Source organism: Dietzia sp. WMMA184, from assembly GCF_002441635.1.
Lineage (GTDB): Bacteria > Actinomycetota > Actinomycetes > Mycobacteriales > Mycobacteriaceae > Dietzia > Dietzia kunjamensis.
On record NZ_NXEI01000001.1, the window covers coordinates 964935 to 991315 of the forward strand.

Genomic DNA, 26381 nt, shown 5'->3' on the forward strand with positions numbered 1-26381 from the left:
CCCGCCGACCCCCAGGAGCGCTTCATGCCGACCGCGCAGTCGATCCTCACCCACAGCCCTGATCTCGCCCCGATCGAGGCGGTCACGACGCCGGTGGACGCCGACGTCGTGGTGGTCGGTATCGCGGCCGATGCCGGGGCCGGAGAGGATGCGGCGCCCGTCGTCGTCGCCCCCGGCCTGGAGGGTGAGGCCACCGCGGCGCTCGCCGCGGTCGCGCGCTCGGTGGGCGCGTCCACCAAGGTCGCCTCCACCACCCGTGTCCCGGCGCCGGACGGTGTGTCGGCCGGGTCCGTGGTGCTGGTGGGGCTCGGATCCTCAGATGACGAGGTGTCCGACGAGTCCCTGCGCCGCGCGGCCGGCGCCGCCGCGCGCGCCTGCCGCGGACTCGGGACCGCCCTGGTGTTGCTGGACGCCGAGCGCGCGGAGCCGGTGGCCCTGGGAGCGGGACTGGGATCGTTCCGCCCGGCCAAGGTCACCTCCAAGAACGACGACGACGAGAACGGCGATTCGCTGAAGGTGTTCGTCGCCGAGGGCGGCGCCGACGCCGTGATCCGCGCCGCCACCGTCGCCGAGTGTGTCGGGCTGGCGCGCGATCTGGTCAACACCCCGCCCAACCTGCTGTTCCCCGGATCGTTTGCCGACCGGGCCGCCGAACTGGCCCGCGACGCCGGTCTGGAGGTCGAGGTGCTGGACGAGGAGGCGCTCACCGAGGGCGGCTACGGCGGCATCCTCGCGGTGGGCGGCGGCTCGTCCCGCGGCCCGCGCATGGTGCGGCTCACCCACCGGGGCGCCGAGGGGCGACCCACCGTGGCCCTGGTGGGCAAGGGCATCACCTTCGACACCGGCGGCATCTCCATCAAGCCGGCCGCCGGCATGGAGCAGATGACCATGGACATGGGTGGCGCCGCGGCCGTGGTGGCCACCGTCATCCTCGCCGCGCGGCTGGGCTTGGATCTCACCGTGGTGGCGACCGTGCCCATGGCGGAGAACATGCCGTCGTCGACGGCGTACCGGCCCGGCGACGTGTTGACCATGTACGGGGGCACGACCGTCGAGGTGAAGAACACCGACGCCGAGGGGCGGCTCATCCTGGCCGACGCGATCGTCCGCGCCTGCGAGGACTCCCCGTCCCATCTCATCGACACCGCCACCCTCACCGGTGCGCAGATGGTGGCGCTGGGCAAGAAGACCCCGGGTGTCATGGGAACCGAGGACTTCCGCGACCGGGTGGCCGACCTCAGCCGGTCGGTCGGCGAGGGCGGGTGGCCGATGCCACTGCCCGAGGAGTTGCGTGCCGGGCTGGATTCCGAGGTGGCCGACCTGACCCACGTCACCCCGCACCGGTGGGGCGGCATGCTCTCGGCCGGACTGTTCCTCTCCGAGTTCGTCGCGGACGGCGTCGAGTGGGCGCACATCGACGTGGCCGGCCCCGCCTACAACGACGGTGGCCCGGAGGGGTACCTGCCCAAGGGCGGAACCGGGGTGCCCGTGCGGACCATGCTCGCCGTCCTCGAGGACATCGCCGCCGGAGCCTGAGTCGGCCGCGGGCGGCGGGGTCAGCGCGGCTAGCCCCCCTCCGGTTCGCGCAGCCGGTCGCGGAGGCGCTCGGCCCGCTCGCGCCGCTCACGCTTAATGCGGACCTCCTCGTAGTCGCGCATCCGTTGGGGGTAGCCCTGGACGGCGGCGTCGAACAGGGGCAGCTTCAACTGCGCGGCGAGTTTGCGCGCGGTGGCCACGTCGCCGACCGGCCTGCGGGTCCATTCGCCGTCGAAGGCCACCAGGCACAGGCCGGGGACCGAGACGAGGGTTTCCGGCTCGAGATACGCCTCCACGCCCACGCGGGTGCGGCACCACCGGCGCAGGTGGTCGAGATCGGCCGGATCCGCCGGGACCCGAGGCCCACGACGCCCGAACAGGTCACGGATACCCACCGTCGGTCCTTCCGTCGGGCCCCCGTACGGGGTGAGGGCCGCCTATGGGACACGATCGTACCGACGCCCGACGCCCGTCACGCTGCGGGCGACCGGCGAATCGGGCACCGGCCGGGGTCGGGATCGGCACGTCCGCCGACGCCGAGAGGTGGCAGAGGGCACAATGGACGACGATCCTGGGTGGGGGCGCCACCGCGCATCCGGCCCCGGATCGACACGACGAACAGATAACTCACACCCACGACGCCGCTCACGCGGGCGCGGACCGCGCTTGCTGGCAGCGAATGAGAACTCTTGAGGAGTCACGACACCATGGCCTTCTCCGTACAGATGCCGGCTCTCGGTGAATCCGTCAGCGAGGGCACCGTTACCCGCTGGCTCAAGAAGGAGGGGGACACGGTCGAGGTCGACGAGCCGTTGCTCGAGGTCTCCACCGACAAGGTCGATACCGAGATCCCGTCGCCCGCCGCCGGCACGCTGAAGAAGATCGTCGCCGATGAGGACGAGACGGTCGAGATCGGCGGGGAGCTCGCCGTCATCGACGACGGCTCGGGCGGGTCCGACGACTCGGACGAGTCCGACGACGACTCCGGCTCCGGCTCCGCCGATGGTGCCGACGACTCTGACGACGAGGCCGACCAGGCCGACGATTCCGTGGACGACGAGCCCGCCGAGGAGTCCGCCCCGGCCAAGAAGTCCTCCGAAGGCGGGGGCGGCGGCAAGGGCACCGACGTCGTCATGCCCGAACTCGGCGAGTCCGTCACCGAGGGCACCATCACCAAGTGGCTCAAGTCCGTCGGCGACACCGTCGAGGTCGACGAGCCCCTGCTCGAGGTCTCCACCGACAAGGTCGACACCGAGATCCCCTCCCCCGTCGCCGGCACCCTGCAGAAGATCGTGGCCGATGAGGACGAGACCGTCGACGTCGGCGCCACCCTCGCCGTCATCGGCGACGGCGACGGCGACGCCGCGAGCGACTCCGACGACGACTCAGACGACTCCGACTCCGCCGATGAGGCCGACGACTCTGACGATCAGGCCGACGAGGCCGACGAGTCGGATGCCGCGGACGATTCCGCGGACGACGAGCCCGCCGAGGAGTCCGCCCCGGCCAAGAAGTCCTCCGAAGGCGGGGGCGGCGGCAAGGGCACGGACGTCGTCATGCCCGAACTCGGCGAGTCCGTCACCGAGGGCACCATCACCAAGTGGCTCAAGTCCGTCGGCGACACCGTCGAGGTCGACGAGCCCCTGCTCGAGGTCTCCACCGACAAGGTCGACACCGAGATCCCCTCCCCCGTCGCCGGCACCCTGCAGAAGATCGTGGCCGAGGAGGACGAGACCGTCGACGTCGGCGCCACTCTCGCTGTCATCGGCGACGGCGACGCCGCGAGCGACTCCGACGACGACTCCGGCGACTCCGGCTCTGACTCTGACTCCGACGAACAGTCGGCCGAGGAGCAGAACGCCACCGACGCCAAGGACGAGGGCGTGGACGCCTCCGACGAGGACGAGGTCCCCGAGGACACCCCCGAGACCGAGAAGAAGGCCGCCGCCAAGGCGGAGTCCGGGTCCGGGAAGAAGGCCGAGCAGAAGAGCGAGAAGAAGGCAGAGAAGCCGCGCGGGTCGGAGAAATCAGACGGCGGGTCCTCCGGCGACCTGCCCGAGCGCGCCGAGCCCGCGGCGGCCGCCAAGGCCGGGAGCTCGCCGTACGTCACCCCGCTCGTGCGCAAGCTCGCGCAGGAGCACGGCGTCGACCTGGACTCGGTCAAGGGCACCGGCATCGGCGGCCGGATCCGTAAGCAGGACGTCCTCGCGGCGGCCGAGGGCTCGGGTTCCGACTCCGGTTCCGAGGCCCCGGCCGAGGAGAAGGCGCCCAGCGGCGGCCCGTCGAAGGCCGGCGTCCGGCCCGAGCTCGCGGAGCTGCGCGGCACCACCAAGAAGGCCAACCGGATCCGCAAGATCACGGCGCAGAAGACCCGTGAGTCGCTGCAGCAGACCGCTCAGCTCACGCAGGTCTTCGAGGTGGACATGACCCGGGTGGCGCAGCTGCGCTCGCAGGTCAAGGAGCAGTTCGCCGACAAGCACGGCGCCAAGCTCTCGTACCTGCCGTTCTACGCCAAGGCGGTCGTCGAGGCCCTGGTGTCGCACCCGAACGTCAACGCGTCGTACGACGAGAAGACCAACGAGATCACCTACCACGGGTCGGTGAACCTCGGGATCGCCGTGGACACCGAGGCGGGGCTGCTCTCCCCGGTCATCCAGAACGCGCAGGACCTGGACATCCCGGGGCTGGCCAAGGCGATCATCGACCTGGCCGAGCGGGCGCGCGCGTCCAAGCTCACGCCGGACGACCTCCAGGGCGGCACGTTCACCATCACCAACATCGGCAGCGAGGGGGCCCTGTTCGACACCCCGATCCTCGTCCCGCCGCAGGCGGCGATGCTCGGCACCGGCGCGATCGTGCGGCGACCCGTGGTGGATGCCGACGCCGACGGCGAGTCGATCGCCATCCGGTCGATGGGCTTCATGCCGCTGACCTACGATCACCGCCTGATCGACGGTGCCGACGCCGGCCGCTTCCTCACCACGGTGAAGGACCGGTTGGAGAAGGCCGAGTTCGACGGTGACCTCGACCTGTGAAGCCGGCTGATCGGTAGGTTCCGCTGAACCCCGCGACGGGCGTCCTCCTTCACGGAGGGCGCCCGTCGTCGTCGTCGTCACACCCCTCGGCCTACCCTGGGGACATGTCGCACACCGGTCAGTCCCTCCGCCGTGACCCGGCGCCCCCGGAGATCCGTCGGCTCGGCACCGTCGAGTACAGCCCCACCTGGGAGCTCCAACGCGCCCTCGCCGAGGAGCGCGCCGACGGGCAGCGGGGCGACACGATCCTCCTCCTGGAGCACCCCGCCACCTACACCGCCGGCAAACGCACGGAGCCGTCCGACCGTCCCACCGACGGCACCCCGGTCGTCGACGTGGACCGCGGCGGCCGGATCACGTGGCACGGACCCGGCCAACTGGTGGGGTACCCGATCGTCGCGCTGACCGACCCCATCGACGTGGTCGAGTACGTCCGTCGTGTCGAGCAGGCCCTCATCTCCACCTGCGCGCGACTCGGCGTGGAGGCCGGGCGCGTCGACGGGCGCTCCGGGGTGTGGTGTGCGGCCTCGGACGGCAGGCCCGAGCGCAAGATCGCGGCCATCGGGATCCGTGTCCAGCGGGGCGTGACGATGCACGGGTTCTCCCTCAACTGCGACTGCGATCTGACCGCGTTCTCGCGGATCGTCCCCTGCGGGATCGTCGACGCCGGGGTCACCTCGCTCAGCGCCGAACTCGGTCGCGTGGTGCCGGTGTCGGAGGTTCTGGACCAGGTCACCTCCGACATGGTGGAGGCGCTGGACGGCCGACTGCCCGTGGCGTGATTCGCGCGTAGGCTTGCGGCCGTGACTGTGACTCCTGAAGGCCGCAAGCTCCTCCGTATCGAGGCCCGCAACGCCGAGACGCCGATCGAGCGCAAGCCGTCGTGGATCCGTACGAGGGCCACCATGGGTCCCGAGTACAAGGAACTCAAGACGCTGGTCAAGACCGGCGGCCTGCACACGGTGTGCGAGGAGGCCGGCTGCCCCAACATCTACGAGTGTTGGGAGGACCGGGAGGCCACGTTCCTCATCGGCGGCGAGCAGTGCACCCGCCGCTGCGACTTCTGCCAGATCGACACCGGCAAGCCCAGCGCCCTCGATCGTGACGAGCCGCGGCGCGTGGCCGAGTCCGTGCGCGAGATGGGTCTGCGCTACTCCACCATCACGGGCGTCGCGCGCGACGACCTGGAGGACGGCGGGGCCTGGCTCTACGCGGAGACCGTCCGCAAGATCCACGAGCTCAACCCCAACACGGGGGTCGAGAACCTCATCCCCGATTTCAACGGGGACCCGGACCAGCTGGCCGAGGTGTTCGAGTCGCGTCCCGAGGTGCTGGCGCACAACCTCGAGACCGTGCCGCGGATCTTCAAGCGGATCCGCCCGGCGTTCCGGTTCGACCGCTCCCTCGACGTGATCCGCGCCGCGCGCGACTTCGGCCTCGTCACCAAGTCCAACCTCATCCTGGGGATGGGCGAGACCACCGACGAGATCGTCGACGCGATGCGCGACCTGCACTCCGCCGGCTGCGACATCCTCACCATCACGCAGTACCTCCGGCCCAGCCCGCTGCACCACCCGATCGACCGCTGGGTCAAGCCCGAGGAGTTCGTCGAGCTGTCCGATCAGGCCCGTGAGATCGGTTTCGCCGGCGTCATGGCCGGACCGCTCGTCCGCTCGTCGTACCGAGCCGGCCGCCTCTACGTCCAGGCGCTGGAGCACCGCGGGCAGGCGGTTCCGGAGCACCTGCAGCAGCTGACGACAGGGGGTTCGGCGTCCCAGGAGGCGTCGAGCGTCCTGGACCGCGAGCGCGCCCGCGTCTGACCCGCCCACAGTCGGCCGGGGCGGGTCACCCCTCGGGTCAGCCGCGGTTCCCGGACCGCGGTGGTGGGCACGTATCCTGATGACCATGGCGAAGAGCGAGCTCACCAAGGCGGACAAGAAGGCGGCCCGGGCCGTCCGGCGGCAGGCGGGCAAGGAACAACGCGGCCAGATGTGGCAGGCGCTGAAGATCCAGTCCAAGCAGGACAAGCTCCTGTGGCCGCTGATGATCGGCGCGGTCGTCCTGTCGACGGTCGTGTTCTTCCTCCTCGGCATGCTGTGGGGCGGCGAGTGGTGGATGCTCCCCCTCGGTGTGCTCACCGGCCTCATGCTCGCGATGGTGATCTTCTCGCGCCGCGTGCAGAACACGGTGTACGGCAAGGCCGAGGGGCAGCCGGGCGCGGCCGCGTGGGCCCTGGACCAGTTGCGGTCCGGGTGGCGGGTCAGCCAGGCCGTCGCCGCCACGACGAGTTTCGACGCGGTCCACCGCGTGGTCGGCCGGTGCGGGATCGTGATCGTGGGCGAGGGCGAGCCGCGCCGGCTCAAGCCGCTCATGGCACAGGAGAAGAAGAAGGTCGCCCGGGTCGTCGGCGACACCCCGATCTACGAGTTGATCGTCGGCGAGGAGCAGGACGCGACCCCCGAGCAGGTGCCACTGCGCAAGCTGAACCGCCGGCTCACCCGATACCCGATGAACATCAGCCGGGCGAAGGTCGACGCCCTCGACACCCGGCTCCGCGCGCTGAGCACCAAGACCGGCATTCAGAACCAGATGCCCAAGGGCCCGGTCCCCCAGGGCGCGAAGGTGCGCAACATCCAGCGCAGCGCCCGCCGCCGCGGCTGAGCCGTCCGCCGTCAGGCTGTCGCAGCCACCGGGCTCACGACGCCCGCCGCCCGTCCCGGGCGGCGGGCGTCGTCTCGTCAGCGGGTACGGATCAACGGGTACGGATCAGAGTGGTGCCGGTGGCGCGGTCGTGCATGCCGCGTCCGTCCTCGTCCTGGATGAGCGGGGGCAGCAGGAAGAAGATGAACACCACGCGCACCAGCGCACGGACGAAACCCACCCGCTCCTCGGCGTCGACCCGTGCCGTGCCGATGCCGACCAGCGCCTGCCCCGGCGTCTGGGCGAACAGCCACACGCAGACCACGCCGCTCACGCCCCACAGCAGTGGCACGGCCCAGCTGGAGACGGCGGAGAACGAGTCGCCCCCCAGCGTCTCCGGGCCGAGCAGCATCACGATGACGGCGACCAGCCCGTAGGCGAGGAACCAGTCCACCGCCAGCGCGCCGACACGCACGCCCAGCGGGGCGATCGAGCCTGCGCCGGACGCCGGGAGACCGAGATTCTCACCCTTGTACTTCTGCTCCGGCCCACTGCCGGAGGTGGGGCCGGACAACCATGATCCCGCAACGTCACGCATACTGCCCAGGGTAGCCGGGCGACCTGCCGATCCCCATGTCGGCGATACCCCGCTTCGGGTGACTAAACTGACCCTATTGGGAGGGACCCACCCGGCCGGGGACGTAACACCAGCGAAACATTCGCTTGACGGCCGGGCAACACCTCGCCCATATCGTGAGGTCACCGCACGACGGGAGACACCGGTTTCCCGTCGCACTTCAGAGACGAGGAGCGAATCGTGGCATTCTCCACGCCGGACGAGGTCATCAAGTACGTCAAGGACGAGGGCGTCGAGTACGTCGACATCCGGTTCACCGACCTGCCGGGTAACGAGCAGCACTTCACGATCGCCGCAGCGGCGTTCGACGAGGACATGTTCGAAGACGGCCTGGCCTTCGACGGCTCCTCCATCCGGGGGTTCCAGTCGATCCACGAGTCCGACATGATGCTCCTGCCGGATGTCGCGACGGCCCGTCTCGACCCCTTCCGCAGGGCCAAGACGCTCAACATCAGCTGCTTCGTCCACGACCCCTTCACCCGTGAGGCCTACAGCCGCGACCCGCGCAACGTCGCCCGCAAGGCCGAGGAGTACCTGCTCTCCACCGGCATCGCCGACACGTGCTTCTTCGGGGCCGAGGCCGAGTTCTTCGTCTTCGACTCCGTCCGCTACGGCTCCGGGACGAATCACGGCTTCTACGAGGTCGATTCGAGCGCCGGCAACTGGAACACGGGCGCCGGCCAGGAGGCCGACGGCTCGCCCAACCTGGGCTACAAGGTCCGCGAGAAGGGCGGGTACTTCCCCGTCGCCCCGTACGATCACTTCGTCGACCTGCGCGACGAGATGTCCACCAACCTCACCAACGCCGGCTTCGAGCTCGAGCGTTTCCACCACGAGGTGGCCGGCGCCCAGCAGGAGATCAACTACAAGTTCAACACCCTGCTGCACGCTGCCGACGACGTCCAGCTGTTCAAGTACATCGTCAAGAACACTGCCTGGAAGAACGGCAAGTCGGCCACGTTCATGCCCAAGCCCCTCTTCGGTGACAACGGCTCGGGCATGCACGCCCACCAGTCGCTGTGGAAGGACGGCAAGCCGCTGTTCCACGACGAGTCCGGCTACGCGGGGCTGTCCGACATCGCCCGCTACTACATCGGCGGCATCCTGCACCACGCGCCGTCGCTGCTGGCGTTCACCAACCCCACCATCAACTCGTACCACCGGCTCGTCCCGGGCTACGAGGCCCCGATCAACCTCGTGTACTCACAGCGAAACCGCTCGGCGTGTGTCCGGATCCCGATCACCGGCAACAACCCCAAGGCCAAGCGCATCGAGTTCCGTTGCCCCGACTCGTCCGGCAACCCGTACTTCGCGTTCGCCGCGATGATGATGGCCGGCATCGACGGTGTGAAGAACAAGATCGAGCCGATGGCCCCGGTCGACAAGGACCTCTACGAGCTCCCGCCGGAGGAGGCCGCCGACATCCCGCAGGCGCCCACCTCACTGCCCGCCGTCATCGACCGCCTCGAGCAGGACCACGAGTACCTCACCGAGGGTGGCGTGTTCACCGAGGACCTCATCGAGAACTGGATCTCGTACAAGCGCGAGAAGGAGATCGCCCCGGTGAACCTCCGTCCGCACCCGCACGAGTTCGAGCTCTACTACGACTGCTGACCCTCATGCCCGCCCTGACCTGCCCCCGCGCAGGCCGGGGCGGGCATCGACCTCGGTCGTAGTGCCGGGCGCCGCCCGCGCGGTCATCACCTCGATGGCCGGGCGGGCGGCGCCTGTCTAGCTACTCGCGTGGCCGAAGGTCCACGCATCCACCGACGAGATCCGGACGCGCATGACCGGGATCGGAGCCTTCTCTCCCCTCTGCCAGGCGTCCGTGACGTGGATAAACGAGGCCACCCTGTCCTCCCCGTCCAGTGCCTCCTCGTACTTCGTGATGCCGATCTGCCGGAATGCACTGGCCTGGGCATCAGCCACCTGCTCGGACTTCTCATCACCCGTCAGCGCGTCGAAGGTGGCCGCCTGGATCCGCATGAACTCACCCTCGGTGGTGAGGTTCCCTTCCCAGGTGTTCCCGTTGATCACCAGGGTGATCGGGAAGTTCACGGGAGCCTGCTCGATGCCCTCTGCCATCTGGCGGAGCAGGTAGTCGAGGTCGGTTGCGCCTTCATTGCCGGTAGTCACAGCTCGAGTGTATCGGCGCCGGGCGGGCACACCGCCGGGACGCGGTCGTCCCGCACACCCCGCTACAGCTGCTGAGCCCCTCCGGAGCGCAAAAACCCTGAACCGCCCGGCCGTCCCGGCCGGTACGCCTACGGTGGTGGCAGGTAAACAGCCACTGCCGGGCAGGACGCCGGGAAGGAGCCGGACCATATGGACACCGACGAGTTCGACTTCCGGAGTTCCTCGCCCCGGGCCCGGCCGCTCAAGGTCGTCGCCGCAGCACTGGATCCCGGACACGACCCCGAGACCGACCGGCAGGGACAGGGGCAGGGCTATCCGGTCCTGCTCAAACTGTCGAGGGTGCTGGCCCCCGAGGAGGCGCGCCTGATCCTCGAGCGCAACCCCTTCCTCCACGCCGTGGCCGGTTCCCGGAAGCTCATCGCCATGGACACCTCGGTGGAGACGCTCCGTGAGCAGAAGGACCGACTCCAGCTCCTGCTCGCCGAGGTCGAGGCCGATGCCCTCGCCGAACAGGCGCGGATGCGGATGGAGGAGCACCGCGCGGCCGAACTGCGGCTGGCGGAACTGCGCCGTCGCAACGAGGTCCTCGGCGAGATCGAGTGGTGACAGGGTTCGAGTGGTGAATCCGCGGCGACGTGGGAGAGTTCACCCATGAACTCCCCGATACGTTCTGCCACCGTCTCCGGCGCCGCGCGCTCCGCCGCCGACCATCCCGCGCTCGAGTGGCTGGCCCGCGCCGGATACGTCATGAACGGCGTGCTCCATCTGCTCATCGGCTGGATCGCCGTCAGGATCGCACTCGGGTCGGGCGGCGGCGAGGCATCCAACTCGGGTGCGCTGGCGGAGATCGCGAGCGCACCGGGCGGTCAGGTCATGCTATGGGTCGGCGCCGTGGGCTTCCTCGCGCTGGGTCTGTGGCAGATCACCGAGCTGTTCCTCGGGTCCGAGGAGACCTCTGACCGGATCAAGGCCGCGGCCAAGGCGGCCGTGTACGTGGTCCTGGGACTGACCACCGCGCGGTTCGCCTCCGGGGGCGGGGGGTCCGATTCCGCGACCGCCTCCGGAGCCACGGCCGGGCTGCTCGGCTCCGGGGTGGGGAAGATGGCCCTGGTCGTCGCCGGGCTCGCCATCCTCGCGGTGGGCGGCTACCACGTCTACAAGGGGGCCACCACGAAGTTCGTCGAGGACCTCGAACGCACCGGGTCCGGGGAGGTCGGCCGGGCCATGATCATCACGGGCCGGGTGGGGTATGTCGCCAAGGGCATCGCGTTGGCGATCCTCGGGGGCCTGGTGATCGCGGCCGTCGTGACCGCGGATCCGGAGAAGGCCGGTGGGCTGGACGCCGCGCTACGGGCCGTCGGCGAGCAACCCTTCGGCCAGGTACTGCTGGTGCTCACCGGCGCGGGGATCGCCCTGTACGGCCTCTACTCGATCGGGCGGGCCCGGTACGGCCGGATGTGACCTGACCGAGAATTACCCAGCCGGGCGTGACCCGGCCGGGCGTGCCTCAGCCGAGCTTGGGGAAGTTCTCCGGGCAGTAGGTCCCCACCGCGGCGCCGAGGAAGAAGCCCTGGCCGTCCGCGTCGAGGCGGGCCCGCTCACCCAGCCATCCGGAGACCTCGTCCATCTGCTGCCCGCCGTCGAACCGGCCGCAGGCCTCGGTGGCCGTGGCGACCGGGTCCACGCCCTCGGGCAGGACGACACCCCGCCGCTCGAGCAGGGCGACGAAGTCCCCCGCACCCGGAGCCGGCGGCGCGGGCTCCGCGGGCGCGGGTTCCGGCTCGGGTCCGGGCGCGTCCTCGGGCGGAGGCAGTGGTTCGGGCTCCCCCGGCATCGGTTCGGGCGCCGGCGACTGCGGCGGAGGGGGCGCGACGGGACCGGTGGGTTTCTCCGGCCGCTCCTCGGCGAACGGCGACGACGAGGCGGCCGACGCGGCCGGGTCCGAGGACACCTCCGGGGCCTGACCGTCCACCGTCGCCCCGCCGCACCCCGCGAGGAGGGCCACCGCCGCGGCCGAGGTGACGCCGCTGGCGATCAGGCGGATGCGTGAACTCATGGTGCGCATGCTAGGTCACCGAGCCCGCGGCGCGGGCAGAAGCACCGTCGCGACCACGCCGCGATGGTCCGTCCTGGCCACCTCCACGGTGTCCGTGTCCCCCACCGCGACCGCCCCGCGGGCCAGCACGTGGTCGATCCCGATGAGCGGCGGGATCCGTCGACCCGCCGGCCAGGTGGGTACCCAGCCGTCACTCCCGCCGGAGACGGAGTCGGTGTACCCGAGGCCCCGCAGGTCACGGAACCGCACGTGATCCCAGGTGGCGTTGAAATCCCCGCCCACCACCACCGGCGCGGGCCCGGGAAGGCTGCCGAGGTACCAGCGCAGGCGATCGGCCTCCTCCACGGCGGCGGGGGCGTCGAACACCGGGGCCACCGGGTGCGCGGCCACCACCGTCACCGGGCCGCCCGGCCCCGCCATCTCGGTGCGTACCAGCCCGAGGCTGAAGCCCGGGACCCGCTCGGGCGGGGAGAGCGGGAACCGCGACCACACCGCGACCCCCTGCGTCGTGGGAGCGGTCGAGGCGGCCTCGTGCGGCAGCAGCCCCGTGAGACCCGCCGTGCGCAGCGCGTCCGCCGCCTCCGGGGTCGTCTCCACGGTCATGAGCAGATCGACCCCGCCGGTGCGGACGGCCCGGACCACGTCGTGTGGGGCGGCTCGGCCGAACTCGAGGTTCTGCACCATCACCCGCATCGGGATGCCCTCGTCGTCGTCGATCTGGCGTGGCGGTGCCACGAGTGGCCCGTACTGGACCACCCCGGCACCCACCAACACTACGGCGATGATCCCGAGCAGCACCGACCGCGCACGCAGTGCCGCGATCAGGGCCACCAGGGAGAACGCCCAGGCGGCGACCGCGAAGCTCGCGAGCACCGGTACGGCCGGGATCTCCGAGCGGGAGTGGTGTAGCGCCACACCCGCGCCGGCGACGAGCGCGGCGAGGACGGCGACAGCCCGGGCGACCGGGCGGCGAGGGCTCAACGCAGGAACTTGCGCAGGTCCCCCAGCGCGGCGATCACGCGGTCCAGGTCGTCGCCGTTACGCACCATCGAGCGCACCGTCTCGGCGACCGACGCCACGGTCGGTGAGGACGACGACGCAGCCCCGGGCGCGGCGGGACCTTCCAGCGGCTGGCCCACCAGCGCGCCGGAGGCCGCACGGGCCGATCCTGCCCGGCGGCGGTCCGGGCCGAGGTCCACCTCGAAGCGGTCGCCCTTGTCGTCGGAACCGAGGCAGCGGACCCGCTCGTCGGCCGGCACCCCGGCGGCGCGGACGGCGTCGACGAACTCGTACAGCTCGCCGTAGGTCACGCCGTCGAGGGTGAGGGTGAGGTTCATGGTCACAGGCATGGACCCAGGTTATCGGCGTGGGAGCACCTGCCGCATCAGGGACGACCCTGGTCCCGGACCCGGCTCACCCCCGGGGCCGGCGTCAGTCCTCGCCCCAGAACACGTGGTCGACCGCCTTGCGACCGAGACGGGTCACGCGCAGGTACTCGTTGAGGAACCCCGCGCCGTCGGCGGAACCGGTGCAGATCATCGCCACCGCCGCCAGGATCGAGCCCTGACCCGGCAGTTGGTCGACCGCCTTGCCGCGCGCCAGGACCAACGCGTTGCGGGCGTGGGCGGCCATGAGCCACGAGTCGACCAGTGCGTCGCGCTCGGACTCCGGCAGCAACTCGGCCGAGGCGGCGGCGTCGAGTGCCTCGAGTGTGGACGTCGTGTGCAGCCCGGGCACCCTGGCGGCGTGCTGCATCGTCAACAACTGGGCGCTCCACTCCACGTCGGCCAGGCCACCGCGGCCGAGTTTGGTGTGGGTGGCCGGATCCGCGCCACGCGGCAGGCGCTCCGAGTCGATCCGCGCCTTCATCCGGCGGATCTGCTGCACGACCTTCGGGGGCACGCCCTGCTCCGGGTAACGGAACTCGTCGATCATGTGGAGGAAATCCAGCCCGAGCTCGCGGTCCCCGGCGGCGAACGAGGCCCGCAGCAGCGCCTGCAACTCCCACGTCTCGGCCCACTTGGCGTAGTAGGCACGGTAGGAGGCCAGGGTGCGCACGAGTGGGCCGTTCCGGCCCTCCGGGCGTAGGTCGGCGTCCAGGTCCAGCGGGGGATCCGACGACGGCGAGGCCAGCAGCTTGCCCACCCGCTCGGCCACCTGCGTGGCCCACCGGACCGCCTCGTCCTCCTTGGCGCCCTCGACCGGGTCGCACACGATCATCACGTCCGCGTCGCTGCTGTAGGACAGCTCGTCCCCGCCGAGCCGCCCCATCCCGATGTACGCGAGGCGGGCCGGCTGCACACCGCCCTCGGGCATCATGTCGCGGACCACGGCGGCCAGGGACGCCTCGAGCACCGCCCGCCACACGGCCGACAGTCGCCGCCCGACGTCGGGTACCGAGATCATCTGCAGGACGTCAGCGGCCCCGATCCGGGCCAGCTCCGCGCGGCGAAGCGACCGCGCCGTGGCGATGACCCGCTCGGGAGTGGGGTGCCGGGCGGCGGAGGCGGTGAGCGCGGAGGCGATGTCGGAGACCTTGGAGGCCACGAGCACCGGGCCCTGCGCGCCGTCGGTGAGGTCGGGGATCACCTCGGGGTTGCGCATGAGCAGGCCCGCGACGAACGCCGAGGTCCCCAGCACCCGTACGAGGCGGCGGGCCACGATGCTGTCGTCCCGCAGGGTGCGCAGGAACCAGGTGATCTCCTCGTTCTGCTCGCACAGTCGCCGGTAGGCCAGCAGTCCCGCGTCCGGGTCCGCGGTGTCCGCGAGCCACTCCATGAACGTGGGCAGCAGCAGCGCCTGGATACGGCCGCGGCGACTGCTCTGTCCCGCCAACGCCCGCAGGTGACCCAAGGCATTGCGGGGCGCCGCGAAGCCGAGTGCGGCCAGCTGACGCTCCATCGCCTCCGTGCTGAGCGAGAGCGCCTCGGCGTCGTACGAGGCGATCGAGTCCAGTAGCGGGCGGTAGAACAGCTTGGAGTGCAGGCGGCGAACGCGGCGGCGCAGCTCGCGCAGACTCTGCCGCAGCACCTGCGCGGCGTCGTTGGGCCCGTCCGGCCGGATGTGCGCCGCGCGGGCCAGCCAGCGGTAGGCCTCCTCGTCGTCGTCCTCCGGTAGCAGGTGGGTGCGCTTGTAGCGCTGCAGTTGCAGGCGGTGCTCGAGCAGGCGGAGGAACTCGTAGGCGGCGAGCAGTTCCGCGCCGTCCTCACGAGCGATGTACCCGCCGTCGCGCAGCGCGCCGAGCGCATCGACGGTGCTGGTGACGCGGAGGTCCTCGTCGGTGCGGCCGTGGACCATCTGCAGCAGCTGCACGGCGAACTCGACATCGCGCAGACCCCCGCGTCCGAGCTTGAGTTCGCGCTCGCGCAGGGCCTCGGGCACGTTCTCCTCCACGCGCCGGCGCATCGCCTGCACGTCGTGCACGAAGTCGTCCCGCTCGGCGGCGGTCCACACCATCGGGTGGACGGTGTCGTGGTACTCCTCCGCCAGGGCCAGGTCGCCGGTCATGGGGCGCGCCTTGAGCTGGGCCTGGAACTCCCACGTCTTGGCCCAACGCTTGTAGTAGGCCGTGTGGGACTCGAGGGTGCGCACCAGTTCGCCCGACTTGCCCTCCGGGCGCAGCGCCGCGTCGACCTCGAAGAAGGCCATGGACCCGATGCGCATCAGCTCCCCCGCCACGCGACCGGTCCTGGCGTCGGCCGGCTCGGCCACGAAGATCACGTCGACGTCCGAGATGTAATTGAGTTCGCGCGCCCCGCCCTTGCCCATGGCCACCACGCCCAACCGCGCCGGCATCGGCGAGTCCGGGTGGACGGTGGCCACCGCGACCGCGAGAGCGGCGGTCAACGCGGCGTCCGCGAGGTCGGACAGGCGCCGGCCCACCTCGGTGAACGGCAGGACGGGCTCGTCGTCCTCGACCGACCCGGCCACGTCGTGCGCGGCGAGCAGCGCCACGTGGTCGCGGTAGGTCGAGCGCAGCACGCTGACGGCGGCGCCGCCGATGACCCCGGCGCGGTACGTCCCGACGCTGCGCAGGTCCTCCCTCTGGGACGGCGGCGGCGCGCCCTCCACCGCCTGCTCGGGCACGGCCTCGACCGCCCCGAGCATGTCGGCCAGAACGTCCTCGAACGTCGGCAGTCCTCCGCGCAGCAGCGCCCACCGAGTGGGCTCGGCGACGAGGTGGTCGCCCAACGCGCTCGAGGATCCGAGCAGCCCCAGCAGCCGCGCCCGGAGCCGCGAGTCGGATCGCAGCGCGTCGTCCAGCGCCGCGACGTCGGCACCGGCGCGGGCGCGGGCAGAGCCACTCTCATCGTGGGACCCGGCGGCGAGTGATTCGTGGAGCCGCACCAGGGCTCCCAGAGCGAGGTCGGGGTCCGGAGCCCGGGACAGCGACCACAGCACCGGGACCGCGTCGTCGTCGGTCCACCCCAGGTAGTCGAGCCAGTCCGCGGCCCGGTCGTCGAGCAGCCCGAGGCGACCCGGGCTCGGTAACCGAGGGCGCGAGGAGTCCCTGCTCACGATGCCGCCCCCGGTCACAAGTTGAGGTAGTGCCGCAGCTCGTACGGGGTCACGTCGTTGCGGTACTCGCGCCACTCGCGCCGCTTGTTGCGCAGGAAGAACTCGAACACGTGCTCGCCCAGCGCCTCGGCGACGAGCTCGGACTCCTCCATCGCGTCCAGCGCCTGCTCGAGGCTGCCCGGGAGGTCGGTGTATCCCATCGCCCGCCGCTCGCGCCGGCTCATGGTCCACACGTCGTCCTCGGACTCCGGCGGCAGCTCGTACCCCTCCTGGACGCCCTTGATCCCGGCGGCGAACATCACCGCGTAGGCCAGGTACGGGTTGCAGGCCGAGTCCGGGCTACGCACCTCGATGCGGCGCGAGGACGCCTTGTTGGGCGTGTACATGGGCACACGGACGAGCGCCGACCGGTTGGCCCGGCCCCAGGTGGCCGCGGTGGGGGCCTCGCCTCCGCCGATGAGTCGCTTGTAGGAGTTGACCCACTGGTTGGTCACCGCCGAGAACTCGGGCGCGTGGGTGAGGATGCCCGCCACGAACGACTTCGCGGTATCGGACAGCTGGTACTCGTCGTCCGGGTCGTGGAACGCGTTGGCGTCGCCTTCGAACAGGCTCATGTGGGTGTGCATGGCCGAGCCCGGGTGGTCACGCAGGGGCTTGGGCATGAACGACGCCCACACCCCGTTGTTCATGGCCACCTCCTTGACCACGTAGCGGAACGTCATGATGTTGTCCGCCATGCTCAGGGCGTCGGCGTAGCGGAGGTCGATCTCCTGCTGGCCCGGCGCGCCCTCGTGGTGGGAGAACTCCACCGAGATGCCCATCGCCTCGAGCGCCTCGATCGCGTGGCGCCGGAAGTGCGGGGCGGAGTCGTGCACGGCCTGGTCGAAGTAACCGCCGTTGTCGGTGGGCACCGGCTCCGCGCCGTCCGTGTCCAGGTCCTTGAACAGGAAGAACTCGATCTCGGGGTGCACGTAGCACGAGAACCCGAGGTCGGCGGCCTTGCTGAGCTGACGCCGCAGGACGTGCCGGGGGTCGGCCCAGCTGGGGCTGCCGTCCGGGTTGAAGATGTCGCAGAAGATGCGCGCGGAGTGCTGTTTGCCGTCGGCGTGGGCCCACGGGAGCACCTGGAAGGTCGACGGGTCGGGCTTGGCGACGGTGTCCGCCTCCGAGACCCGGGAGAAGCCCTCGATGGCGGAGCCGTCGAAGCCGATCCCCTCCCCGAAGGCGCCCTCGAGTTCGGCCGGCGCCACGGCGACCGACTTGAGGGTGCCGAGGACGTCGGTGAACCAGAGCCGGACGAACCGGATGTCGCGCTCTTCCAAGGTCCTGAGAACGTACTCCTGCTGGCGGTTCATGCGGTCCAACCTAGTGCCTGTCGTGTTACGAGCGTGTGACATCCGCCCGCCCCGACGCCCACCGGACCCCTCCGTGCCGGTCGTGGCAGACTCGTCCGCGACAGCGCACGGATCCCGCCGCGCACGTCACCGCCCCCTGTCCACCCGGGTACCGGCGCTCCAGCCGGCCTCGAGGTCACCGAAGGAAGGCCACACTCCCATGAGCGACACCCCCGACTCCCCGGTCTACGGCGCCGGCGGCGCACCGGACCAGACGCCGAAGGGCGACGGGCCGCAGGGCCTGACCCGGGTCACCCGTCTGCACCACCTCGCCGAGCTCAAGGCCGCCGGCGAGCCGTGGCCGATGCTCACCGCCTACGACTTCGTCTCCGCGCGGTTGTTCCAGGAGGCCGGGATCCCGGTGCTGCTCGTCGGCGACTCGGCCGCCAACGTGGTCTACGGCTACGACACGACGGTCCCGGTGACCGAGGACGAGATGATCCCGCTGGTGCGGGCCGTCACCCGCGGCGCCCCGAAGGCACTGGTCGTCGCGGACCTGGTGTTCGGCAGCTACGAGGCCTCGCCGACGCAGGCCGTGGCCGCGGCCACCCGCATGATGAAGGAGGGCGGAGCCCAGGCCGTCAAGCTCGAGGGCGGCGTGCGGATGGTCCCGCAGATCAAGGCGATCGTCGACGCCGGGATCCCCGTGATGGCGCACATCGGCTTCACGCCGCAGTCGGTCAACGGGCTGGGCGGGTTCCGGGTCCAGGGTCGCGGCGACGCGGCGGATCAGCTGCGCGCCGACGCCCGCGCCGTCCAGGAGGCCGGGGCGTTCTCCGTGGTGATGGAGATGGTGCCCGCCGACCTGGCGCGGGAGGTGACCGCGGAACTGGAGATCTCCACCGTGGGCATCGGGGCCGGCAACGGGTGCGACGCCCAGGTGCTGGTCTGGCAGGACATGGCCGGGCACAGCACGGGCCGCACCGCGAAGTTCGTCAAGCGGTACGCCGAGCTGGCCGACACGCTGCGTGACGCCGCCCGCGAGTACGGCACCGAGGTCCGCTCGCGCGCCTTCCCCGGCGCCGAACACTCCTTCTGACCGTGATGGCACCGACGACCGACAGCGGACACGGGGCCGCCCGCCGTGCCCCGTACCCGGCGATCGAGCCCCACGACAGCGGGATGCTCGACGTGGGCGACGGGCAGCACGTGTACTGGGAGTGCTCCGGCAACCCGGACGGCGCCCCCGTCCTGTTCGTCCACGGCGGACCCGGTGGCGGGACGACGCCCGAGCACCGACGCATGTTCGACCCGGCGGCCTACCGGATCATCCTTCTCGACCAGCGGGGGTGCGGGCGGAGCACCCCGCACGTCGCCGACGGCGCGGACCTGACGGTCAACACCACCTGGCACCTGGTCGACGATCTCGAGCGCCTGCGGGAGCACCTCGGGGTCGAGGAGTGGCTGGTCTTCGGCGGCTCGTGGGGCTCCACCCTGGCGTTGGCGTACGCCCAGGAGCATCCCTCCAGGGTCCGCGGTCTGATCCTGCGCGGCGTCTTCCTGTGCCGCCCGAGCGAGATCGACTGGTTCTACCGCGGTGGGGCCGCGCACCTGTTCCCGGACGTGTGGGAGGGCTACCTCGCGCCGTTGCTCGCCGCGGACGGCCCCGACGCCGTCCATCAGCCGGGCTACGACCACGTCGCGACCTACCACCGGCTCCTGCACTGCGGGGATCCGCAGGTCGAACTCGAGGCGGCCCGCGCGTGGACCACGTGGGAGACGTCCACCTCGACCCTGCTCCCCCGACCCGCCGGCACCGGCGGCGACCCCGATCGCTTCGCCCTGGCCTTTGCCCGGATCGAGAACCACTACTTCGTCCACGACGCGTTCCTGCGGGGCCGGGCGATCCTGGACCGCATGGACCGGATCGCCCACCTGCCCGCCGTGATCGTCCACGGCCGCTACGACGTGGTGTGCCCGGTCGCCAGCGCGTGGGAACTGCACGCGGCGTGGCCGGGTTCGGAGCTGCACATCGTCCCCGACGCGGGGCACGCGATGGCCGAACCCGGCACGACGCACCACCTGCTGGAGGCCACGGACCGCTTCCGGCCCTGAGGCGCCCGGGCCGGGCGCGCCCCCGTCTCAGACCACCCCGAAGCGGCGCGTCATCGCGACCGTTCCCTTCTGGTAGCCGGTCGGGAACAGCCGGACCAGGGCGTCGAGCAGGTGGGCGTCGACCCCCACCAGCACGCGCGCCCTACGTCGCTCGACGCCGTCGAGGATCACCCGCGCGGCCGTCGACGCCTCGGTGCGCGCGAACTTCGCGTCGAAGATCGCGGCGAAGTTCGCGCTGTCCAGCCCCTCGGCCGCGCCGGCGCTCCGGGCGACGGCGGTCTTGATCCCGCCCGGGTGGACGCAGGTGACGTCGACGGGGTGCCCGGCCGCCATCATCTCCATCCGCAGGGACTCGGTGAACTGCTGGACCGCCGCCTTGGCCGCGTTGTAGGCGTTCTGGGTGGGCACGGACAGGAACGCGAAGATGCTGGAGATGTTGACCAGGTGGCCGTCGCCGGAGGCGATGAGGTGCGGGAGGAACTCCTTGGTGCCGTGCACGACGCCCCAGTAGTCGACGTCCATCACGCGGGCGATGTCCTTGTAGCCGGACTGCTCGACCGCCCCGGTGAACGCGATGCCGGCGTTGTTGACGACCAGGTGGACCACGCCGAAGTGCTCGGCGACCGCCCCCGCGTACTCGGCGACCATCGCCTGTTCTGTGACGTCGAGACGCTGCGAGTGCACGTCGGTGGCGCCGTCACCGCGCGCGAGTTCGACGGTCCGGGCCAGTCCGTCTGCGTCGATGTCGCTCAGTGCCAACCGGGCGCCGCGCCGCGCGGCCTCGCGCGCCAGTTCGCGCCCGATCCCCGAGCCGGCGCCGGTGACGACGACGACCTTGCCGTCCATCCGCCAGCGGGGGCGGCGGGCCAGCGACCCGACCGAGCCGAACAGTCTGCCGATCGGGGCGCTCACCGGAGGGCCTCCTGCCCGGTACGCGTCGCGGCCGTGGCGTCGGCCGCGGTCCGCCGGTAGGCGCTCAGGTCGAACTCCCGGGTCTGGTTGCGGAAGGTGAAGGTGTAGTCCGGCCACACGGCCGGCGCGTTGCCCTTGTCGTCGAGGTACCAGCTCCTACAGCCGGTCACCCACACGGTCTCGCCGGTGCTGTCGCGCAGTTCGCGGTTGTACGCGTCCTGGACGGCCGCACGCACCTCGACGGTCTGCAGGCCGCGGTCGCGCATGGTGCGCAGCGCGTCCACGAGGTAGTTGAGCTGGGACTCGATCATGTAGATCATCGACGAGTGCCCGAGTCCGGTCGCGGGGCCCACCAGGACGAACAGGTTGGGGTAGCCGGCGACCGTGGTCCCCTTGTAGGCCTCCATCCCCTCGCTCTGCCACTTGTCCGCCAGGGTGCGCCCGTCCGTTCCGCGGACGCGCTCGAAGAACGGTGAATCAGTGACGTGGAAGCCGGTGGCCACCACCAGGACGTCGGCGGGGTGCTCGGTCCCGTCACCGGTGACGATCCCGCCCTCGGTGACGCGGGTGATCGGCTCGGTGACCACGTCGACGTTGTCCCGGGACAGTGCCGGGTACCAGGTGTTGGACAGCAGGATGCGCTTGCACCCGATCTCGAAGTGCGGGGTGAGCCGCGCGCGCAGGGCACGGTCGCGCACCTGCATCGCCAGGTGCGCACGTCCGAGCGCCTTGATGGGCGCCAGCGCGGCGCGGGTGCGGGTCAGGCCCACCACCTGGAACTCGCGGCTGGCGTACTGCAGGGCCCGCACCGCGCGCTGCAACCCGGGCACCCGGCGGTACAGCGACCGCTCGAACCGGGGGTACTGCCGGTCCATCCGGGGCAGGACCCAGGGCGCGGTGCGCTGGTAGACGTCGAGGTGCGCCACGGTCGGGGCGATGGACGGCACCACCTGGATCGCCGAGGCGCCCGTGCCGATCACCGCGACTCGCTTGTCGGCCAGCGTCACCGAGTGATCCCAGCGGGCGGTGTGGAAGACGGGCCCGGCGAAGTCGCCGACGCCGTCGATCTCCGGGAGCCTGGGCTCGCACAGTGCGCCGACGCCCAGCACCACCACGCGGGCGTCGTACTCCCCCTCGCTGGTGCGCACCGTCCACCGGCCGCGGGACTCGTCGTAGTCCACCGAGGTGACGTCGACGCCGAAGCGGATCTTCTCGCGCACCCCGGCCTCGTGCGTGACCTTCCGGATGTAGTCGTAGATCTCGCCCTGCGGCGAGAAGGCCCGTGACCAGTCGGGGTTGAGGGCGAACGAGTACGAGTACAGGTGGGACGGGACGTCGCACGCCGCGCCCGGATAGCTGTTGTCGCGCCACGTCCCGCCGACGTCGGGGCCGCGTTCGAGGACGACGAGGTCGTCGAAGCCCTCCTGCGCGAGCCGGATGGCGGCACCGAGTCCGGAGAACCCCGCCCCCACCACCAGGACGTCGACGATTTTCGGCTGATCCACAGTCTCTCCCTTACGACGAACGTGTGACCGTAGCCACTGACCTTACCCGCCGGTAAGTCCGGAAGGGGCGGCGCTCACTGCCGGTGTTCATCCTTTACTGATACAACCGGACCATGACGATCAACGAGACCGTCGAGGTCGAGAGCAAGTTCGAGGTCGACGAGCACACCCCGCTGCCCACTGTCGACGCCCTGGCGCCTCTCGTCGCGGACGTCCCGGTGGAGCACCAGCTCTCCGCCACCTACTACGACACCGCGGACCTCTCGCTCACCCGGCACAAGGTCACACTCCGGCGCCGCACCGGCGGGGACGACGAGGGTTGGCACCTCAAACTGCCCGACCGGGCGGGACGCGTCGAACTGCAGGCCCCGCTCGGCGACGGCGACCCCCGTGACGACGTCGTCCCCGCGGAGCTCGTCTCGGCCGTCGCCGGGCTGGTCCGCCGTCGGACCCTCGAGCCCGTCGCCCGCATCGACAACCGCCGGCAGGTCCTCACGCTGCGGGACCCCGACGGGGCCGCGGTGATCGAGTTCTGCGACGACCGTGTCTCCACCGAGTCGTTCGTCGCCGGCGGATCAACGGCGGGATGGCGGGAATGGGAGACCGAACTGGTCGATCCGGCGCGACCCGATGCACACGATCTCCTCGCGACCGTCGCCGCCGCCTGCGCGGACGCCGGGGCTCACGCCTCGTCGTCGTCGTCCAAACTCGCCCGCACCATCGGCCCACTCCCCGACCTCTACGAGCGCGGCGTCTCGCCCGTGCGCGACGCCCTTGTCCAGGACCTGCAGCAACTCCTCGACCACGATCCGGCGGCCCGGCGCGTCACCGTGGTGGGCGTCCACCAGATGCGCGTCGCGGTCCGTGGCCTGCGGAGCACCATCAGCTCGTACGCCGACGAGCTCGGGGCGGAGACCGCCGGCACCGACATCGACCCGGCCGCGCTCCTCGCCGAGCTCAAGGAGCTCGCCGCGGTGCTGGGCAAGGCCCGGGACATCCAGGTGGTCGACCAACGGCTCGGGGAGCTGGCAGCCGACTACCCCGAGGACGTGGTGACCGCGCGGACCCGGCATCTCCTGCGCACCGAGTTGGACTTCGAGGAGCAGCGCGCGGGCGAACGCGTCACCGCGGCGCTGCTCTCCGACCGGTACCTCGACGTGGTCGACCGACTCCACGAGCTGGTCCGCGTCGCCGGCACCGGCCCTGCCGCAGTGGGGGGCGGGGCGTCGTCGAAGGGCGGTGCTCCGTCGAAGGGCGGTAGGAAGCGGCGCGAGGCCGAGGAGACACTGCTGCGCGGGGTGGACCGGCAGTTCTCCAAGTTCACCAAGGTCCGCACTCGCACCGAGCGCGACCTGGACTCCCTCGATCTGACGCTGGCCCAGCGGGAGGAACTCACCCACGTCGTGCGCAAGCGCGCCAAGGCACTGCGCCGCAACGTCAGTGCGGTCCCGAACACGGAGGACCTCACGGTGGCCCCGCTGCGTACGGCCTGCGACCGGCTGCACACGGTGCTCGGGGAGGTCCAGGACAGCGTCACCACCCGGCAGTGGATCCGGCGCATCGCGCGGCGGGCCGAGTTCGCCGGTGAGTCGACGTTCGGCCTCGGCGTGCTCTTCGAGCACGAGCGGGCGTTCTCCGAGCGCACCCTCGAGGGGTTCGAGAGCGACGCCGCGGCGGTCACGGCCGCCTATCGCGAACTGTCCGAGTCACGGCGTGCGGCACGGCGGCGCCGGAAGAAGAAGGACAAGAAGAAGAGCGGCAAGAAGAAGGGCGGGAAGAAGTAGGACAGCCCGGCTCGACCTCCCGGGCTCGTACTAGTCGTCCTGGGCGTCCCAGGCCTCGTTGCGGGCCTTCGCCTTGACCAGCGCCGCCTCGGCCTCGCCGCGCGTGGCATAGGGGCCCATCCGGTTGTCCCAGTTGGTCACCTTGCCTTGCTGCGCCTGACCTGTGGCGATGTCGTAGTACCACTGTTCGTCCGACACGGTGGGCCTCCTCGGTTCGACGCGACGGGCTTGTCACCTCGGACCCTACTATCCGGGTCCGGACCCGCCACCGCGCGCCGCGGTGGCGCCTGCCGGGAACGGGGCGAACGAGCCGGCCTGTAAGCCGGATCCTGTGCCCTCCGCGGGCGGAGGGCGACGACCATCCATCTGGGCACTCCGTCACCGGGTACCTCGAGCGGTCCACCCGCGGACTCGGGCGAGCAGCCCTCCCGTGCATCGCTGCACACCATCCGCGCAGCCGCACCGCGAGCGGTGCGACCTTCGACCTTGCTCCGGGCGGGGTTTACCAAGCCGCCCCGGTCACCCGGGGCGCTGGTGCGCTCTTACCGCACCGTTTCACCCTTACCGCGCCCGCAGGCGCGGCGGTCTGTTTTCTGTGGCACTGTCCCGCGGGTCACCCCGGGTTGCCGTTAGCAACCGCCCTGCTCTGTGGAGTCCGGACTTTCCTCGGGCCGGGGCCTGGCCGCCGATAGCGCCGGTTCCCCTGTCCGCGGCCGTCCGGCCGACTCGTTCGCCCCAGGGAGTCTAGTCGCCCGCGCGGGCCGGTCGGGGTGCGGGCTCAGACGAGGTGGGAGGTGTCGTTGACCAGGTGCACCGAGGTGGGCCCGTCGGAGTAGAAACGCACGTCGGAGACGGAGGCGAGATCCAGGTGCAGCCGGAACAGCAGCTCGTCACCGGCGCCCAGGCCCGCCCGGATCGCCAGTTTGATGGGGGTGACGTGGCTGACGACGGCGACCACGCCGCCGGGGCGGTCGGCGACGATGCGCCGCAGTCCCCGCTCGACGCGCGCCCGCACCACGGCGAAGCTCTCGCCGCCCGGGGGCGCGACGGCGGTGTCGCTCAGCCACTGCGAGTGGAGGTCTGGATCCTGCTCGGCGGCCTCCCGGAAGGTGAGCCCCTCCCACCCCCCGAAGTCGGTCTCGATGAGGTCCTCGTCCACCACCAGGGGCACGCCGGTGGCGTCGGCGGCCCGCTCGGCGGTGCCCAGGCACCGGCGCAGCGGGGAGGAGACCACCGCGGCGAGATCCGGCAGTGCCGCGAGCCGGGCTGCGGTGCGCTCGGCCTGGGTGACGCCCAACTCGGTGAGCTCGGGGTCGCCCTGGCCCGAATAGCGCCGGTCCACCGACAGCGGGGTCTGGCCGTGACGGGCCAGGACGATCCGGGTGGGGCGCCCGGTGGCGCCGGTCCAGCCCGGCCCGCCGGTGGAGCCCGGTCCGCTGCTCACGAGTTGTCGGTGCGGACCACGATCACGCCGCACTCGGGGCAGTTCAGGACCTCGTCCGCGGGGGCGGACCGAAACGCCGAGACGGTGCTCCGGTCCAGGTCCATGGCGCAGGCCGAGCAGCGGCCTCCGTTGAGGATCGCCGCCCCTCGGCCCGCCTCCGCGGCGCTACGGGTGTAGTGATCGAGGAGGTCGGCGGGGACGGTCTCCGCGTCGCGGGCCCGTTCGGCCATCGTCTCGGTGACCGCGTCTTCGAGCTCGGCGAGGGCGGTGTCGCGCAGCGTCACGGCCATCCCGATCCGCGCGTCCAGGTCGGTGACGATCGCCCCGGAGTGGCGGACGTCGGCCTCCATGGCCTCGTGACGTTCGCCCAGCTCACCCAGCTCGCCCTCGAGGGCCTCCTGGCGGCGGGCCAGCGAACGCAGCTCGTAGTCCAGTTCGGTGGCCTGCCGCTCGGACAGGCCGCCCTTGGCCAGCAGATCGGAGTCGGCCGCCCGGCGCCGGCGCACGGCCTCCAGATCGGACCGCAGCTTGGCGAGTGCGCGGTCGAGATCCTCCAGGTGGATCCGGGCACGGGCGACGGACTCGGTGGCGGCCCGCCGCTCGGCCTCCAGCTCGTCCAGGGTCGTCTGCTCGGGTAGCTGCGACCGCCGGTGCTCGAGACTCGCCAGGCGCAGGTCGAGGTCGGCGATGTCGACGAGTCGACGCTGGTCGTGGGGATCGGCCTTCATG

At 71.3% G+C, this 26381-nt stretch carries 24 protein-coding genes and 1 other RNA gene; 11 read left to right on the forward strand and 14 right to left on the reverse strand.

Going from position 1 to position 26381, the window contains the following annotated elements:
* Positions 1-24: 24 nt before the first annotated feature.
* Complete coding sequence (locus CK206_RS04445; RefSeq protein ID WP_096905673.1) at positions 25-1536, forward strand: leucyl aminopeptidase; 1512 nt, start codon at positions 25-27, stop codon at positions 1534-1536.
* Between the two features lie 29 nt (positions 1537-1565).
* Here CK206_RS04445 and CK206_RS04450 read toward each other — a convergent pair whose 3' ends face one another.
* Entirely contained in the window at positions 1566-1931 is a 366-nt protein-coding gene (locus CK206_RS04450) for an oxidoreductase (protein ID WP_096905674.1), read from the reverse strand.
* A gap of 312 nt (positions 1932-2243) precedes the next feature.
* Between CK206_RS04450 and sucB the strand changes: the two genes are divergently transcribed.
* The 4 genes from sucB (at position 2244) to CK206_RS04470 (ending at position 7232) form a co-directional block, all read left to right on the forward strand.
* Positions 2244-4571: a 2-oxoglutarate dehydrogenase, E2 component, dihydrolipoamide succinyltransferase gene (gene sucB, locus CK206_RS04455; protein WP_096905675.1), complete on the forward strand. Its 2328-nt coding sequence runs from the start codon at positions 2244-2246 to the stop codon at positions 4569-4571.
* A gap of 104 nt (positions 4572-4675) precedes the next feature.
* On the forward strand, positions 4676-5353 hold the full coding sequence (gene lipB / locus CK206_RS04460; RefSeq protein ID WP_067714178.1) for a lipoyl(octanoyl) transferase LipB: 678 nt from the start codon (positions 4676-4678) through the stop codon (positions 5351-5353).
* Between the two features lie 21 nt (positions 5354-5374).
* Positions 5375-6391 carry a lipoyl synthase gene (gene lipA, locus CK206_RS04465; RefSeq protein ID WP_096905676.1) on the forward strand — a complete coding sequence of 339 codons (1017 nt, stop codon included), beginning with the start codon at positions 5375-5377 and terminating at the stop codon, positions 6389-6391.
* Positions 6392-6476: 85 nt separating this feature from the next.
* On the forward strand, positions 6477-7232 hold the full coding sequence (locus CK206_RS04470) for a DUF4191 domain-containing protein (RefSeq protein ID WP_096907280.1): 756 nt from the start codon (positions 6477-6479) through the stop codon (positions 7230-7232).
* A gap of 91 nt (positions 7233-7323) precedes the next feature.
* Here the strand turns inward: CK206_RS04470 and CK206_RS04475 are convergent, their stop codons facing one another.
* Entirely contained in the window at positions 7324-7809 is a 486-nt protein-coding gene (locus CK206_RS04475; RefSeq protein ID WP_069389424.1) for an RDD family protein, read from the reverse strand.
* A gap of 219 nt (positions 7810-8028) precedes the next feature.
* On the opposite strand from CK206_RS04475, the gene glnA (CK206_RS04480) reads away from it, so the two are divergent.
* A complete protein-coding gene (gene glnA / locus CK206_RS04480) occupies positions 8029-9462 on the forward strand; it encodes a type I glutamate--ammonia ligase (protein ID WP_096905677.1) in 1434 nt (477 codons plus the stop codon).
* Between the two features lie 117 nt (positions 9463-9579).
* On the opposite strand, the gene CK206_RS04485 is transcribed toward glnA (CK206_RS04480), so the two are convergent.
* Entirely contained in the window at positions 9580-9984 is a 405-nt protein-coding gene (locus tag CK206_RS04485) for a hypothetical protein (RefSeq protein WP_096905678.1), read from the reverse strand.
* Between the two features lie 189 nt (positions 9985-10173).
* Here CK206_RS04485 and CK206_RS04490 point away from each other — a divergent pair, with 189 nt between their 5' ends.
* Both CK206_RS04490 and CK206_RS04495 read left to right on the forward strand, forming a co-directional pair.
* Positions 10174-10590, forward strand: coding sequence for a hypothetical protein (locus CK206_RS04490; RefSeq protein WP_067714187.1), 417 nt, complete (start codon positions 10174-10176; stop codon positions 10588-10590).
* Positions 10591-10635: 45 nt separating this feature from the next.
* The gene (locus CK206_RS04495; RefSeq protein WP_069389422.1) at positions 10636-11445 is read left to right on the forward strand and encodes a DUF1206 domain-containing protein; all 810 of its coding nucleotides are present in this window, start codon (positions 10636-10638) and stop codon (positions 11443-11445) included.
* 46 nt (positions 11446-11491) lie between these two features.
* On the opposite strand, the gene CK206_RS04500 is transcribed toward CK206_RS04495, so the two are convergent.
* From CK206_RS04500 to glnA (CK206_RS04520), 5 genes are all read right to left on the reverse strand, one after another.
* Positions 11492-12040, reverse strand: coding sequence for a DUF732 domain-containing protein (locus CK206_RS04500; protein ID WP_096907281.1), 549 nt, complete (start codon positions 12038-12040; stop codon positions 11492-11494).
* Positions 12041-12055: 15 nt separating this feature from the next.
* Positions 12056-13021, reverse strand: coding sequence for an endonuclease/exonuclease/phosphatase family protein (locus CK206_RS04505; RefSeq protein WP_096905679.1), 966 nt, complete (start codon positions 13019-13021; stop codon positions 12056-12058).
* Positions 13018-13389 (reverse strand): hypothetical protein, encoded by a 372-nt coding sequence (locus CK206_RS04510; RefSeq protein WP_254050477.1) that lies wholly within the window; start codon positions 13387-13389, stop codon positions 13018-13020. Before CK206_RS04510 ends, CK206_RS04505 begins: the two co-directional genes overlap by 4 nt.
* Before the next feature lie 82 nt (positions 13390-13471).
* A complete protein-coding gene (locus CK206_RS04515; RefSeq protein ID WP_096907282.1) occupies positions 13472-16561 on the reverse strand; it encodes a bifunctional [glutamine synthetase] adenylyltransferase/[glutamine synthetase]-adenylyl-L-tyrosine phosphorylase in 3090 nt (1029 codons plus the stop codon).
* Between the two features lie 11 nt (positions 16562-16572).
* Complete coding sequence (gene glnA / locus CK206_RS04520; protein WP_067714196.1) at positions 16573-17913, reverse strand: type I glutamate--ammonia ligase; 1341 nt, start codon at positions 17911-17913, stop codon at positions 16573-16575.
* A 199-nt stretch (positions 17914-18112) separates the two neighbouring features.
* Between glnA (CK206_RS04520) and panB the strand changes: the two genes are divergently transcribed.
* Positions 18113-18991 carry a 3-methyl-2-oxobutanoate hydroxymethyltransferase gene (panB, locus tag CK206_RS04525; RefSeq protein ID WP_067714199.1) on the forward strand — a complete coding sequence of 293 codons (879 nt, stop codon included), beginning with the start codon at positions 18113-18115 and terminating at the stop codon, positions 18989-18991.
* Positions 18992-18996: 5 nt separating this feature from the next.
* Positions 18997-20007, forward strand: coding sequence for a prolyl aminopeptidase (gene pip / locus CK206_RS04530; RefSeq protein ID WP_096907283.1), 1011 nt, complete (start codon positions 18997-18999; stop codon positions 20005-20007).
* A 27-nt stretch (positions 20008-20034) separates the two neighbouring features.
* On the opposite strand, the gene CK206_RS04535 is transcribed toward pip, so the two are convergent.
* Entirely contained in the window at positions 20035-20853 is an 819-nt protein-coding gene (locus CK206_RS04535; RefSeq protein WP_067714319.1) for an SDR family oxidoreductase, read from the reverse strand.
* A gap of 62 nt (positions 20854-20915) precedes the next feature.
* Positions 20916-22424, reverse strand: coding sequence for an NAD(P)/FAD-dependent oxidoreductase (locus CK206_RS04540; protein ID WP_096905681.1), 1509 nt, complete (start codon positions 22422-22424; stop codon positions 20916-20918).
* Between the two features lie 113 nt (positions 22425-22537).
* On the opposite strand from CK206_RS04540, the gene CK206_RS04545 reads away from it, so the two are divergent.
* Entirely contained in the window at positions 22538-24208 is a 1671-nt protein-coding gene (locus CK206_RS04545) for a CYTH and CHAD domain-containing protein (protein ID WP_096905682.1), read from the forward strand.
* 30 nt (positions 24209-24238) lie between these two features.
* Here CK206_RS04545 and CK206_RS04550 read toward each other — a convergent pair whose 3' ends face one another.
* From CK206_RS04550 to CK206_RS04565, 4 genes are all read right to left on the reverse strand, one after another.
* Entirely contained in the window at positions 24239-24406 is a 168-nt protein-coding gene (locus tag CK206_RS04550) for a hypothetical protein (protein WP_096905683.1), read from the reverse strand.
* A gap of 104 nt (positions 24407-24510) precedes the next feature.
* Positions 24511-24937: RNase P RNA component class A (gene rnpB, locus CK206_RS04555), an RNA gene on the reverse strand.
* A gap of 49 nt (positions 24938-24986) precedes the next feature.
* The gene (locus CK206_RS04560) at positions 24987-25652 is read right to left on the reverse strand and encodes a histidine phosphatase family protein (protein ID WP_096905684.1); all 666 of its coding nucleotides are present in this window, start codon (positions 25650-25652) and stop codon (positions 24987-24989) included.
* Positions 25649-26380: a zinc ribbon domain-containing protein gene (locus CK206_RS04565; protein ID WP_096905685.1), complete on the reverse strand. Its 732-nt coding sequence runs from the start codon at positions 26378-26380 to the stop codon at positions 25649-25651. The genes CK206_RS04560 and CK206_RS04565 overlap by 4 nt, the downstream gene beginning before the upstream one ends.
* Between the last annotated feature and the right edge of the window lies 1 nt (position 26381).